The 1,013-nt window shown below is 71.5% G+C and carries 1 protein-coding gene and 1 pseudogene; both read right to left on the bottom strand.

Going from position 1 to position 1,013, the window contains the following annotated elements; all coding sequences use genetic code 11:
* Positions 1 to 668 (bottom strand): annotated as a pseudogene (locus Q1K57_RS06865) (transfer protein Tra); the annotation flags it as partial.
* The coding region (locus Q1K57_RS06860; RefSeq protein WP_300080290.1) for a hypothetical protein at positions 611 to 1,013 on the bottom strand (403 nt) is incomplete at its 5' end. The pseudogene Q1K57_RS06865 and the gene Q1K57_RS06860, both read right to left, overlap by 58 nt.

Genomic DNA, 1,013 nt, shown 5'->3' with positions numbered 1-1,013 from the left:
CCCTCGCTGGCGCGGGTGACGGCGATGGCGTCGGCCGGTCCTTCGACGACGACGGGGATGCCACCGGCGTCCAGGTGGCGCGCGCCGGCGACGAACAGCTGGGCTCGCTTGTGGAACAGCAGCGTCTCGGCGGTGTTGAGGTACTTCGGTCCGGCGTGGTCGAGGTCGGAGGCGGCGGGGTGGCGGCGTCCGACGAACCCGAGGACCTGCTGGTCGTGCACGATGGGGAACACGGCCCGGTCGCGGAACCGGTCGATGAGGCGTCCGGTGGAGGCGGTGACGGCCAGTCCGGCGGCGAGCAACTCGTCGTCGGTGACGCCGTGGCGGTGGAGGTGGGTGACGAGGCTGGTCCAGCCGGCTGGTGCGTAGCCGGGGCGGATGTCGGGGTCGTCGGCGATGTCGGTGCCGAAGCGTTCGGCCAGGTAGGGCTGTGCCCATGACCCGCAGTAGCAGTCCTGGTAGAACCTGAGCGCGAGCTCGTTGACGGCCGCGAGGCGTTCGGGGGTGTGGGGGCTGGCGCGCCAGGCGTCGGCGCGGTCGAGTTGGGCGTTGAGGTCCGCGGCGGAGATCTCTGGCGGCGTCATCACCCTGCGTTCGAGGGCCTCCAACGTCAAGGCCAGGTTCGGTTCGAACTCCTCGAACTTGTGGTCCTCCGTTGTCGCGCCCACTGCGTGATCGAGATCGGCGTGCGCAGTCCAGCGCTCGTCCGGGGTGCATCGGCGGGGTCGGGGGGAAGGTCGTCGCTGTCGGGGAGGGGGTCGAGCAGGACGCTGGTTCGCCACACGAGGGCGGCGTAGCCGAGGGCGTCGCTGTAGCGGGCGACGGCGTCCGCGAGTCGGTTGGCCGGGTCGGCGAGGGTGCGCGCGGTGGTAGTGGCGGAGGTGTTGTCCTCGTCGCGGGCGAGGATGCGTTCGAGGAGGTCGGTGGCGGTGGGCGGGATGATCGCCTCGGGCCGGATGAGGGAGTGGGCGTCGCCGTCGCCGACGACTTCGAGGTGGACGTGGTTGGCGTAC

Origin of the sequence: Propioniciclava sp., assembly GCF_029977985.1 — a bacterium.
GTDB lineage: Bacteria > Actinomycetota > Actinomycetes > Propionibacteriales > Propionibacteriaceae > Propioniciclava.
Note: the sequence above shows the minus strand (reverse complement) of the source record. Positions and strands in the feature narration are given on the sequence as shown.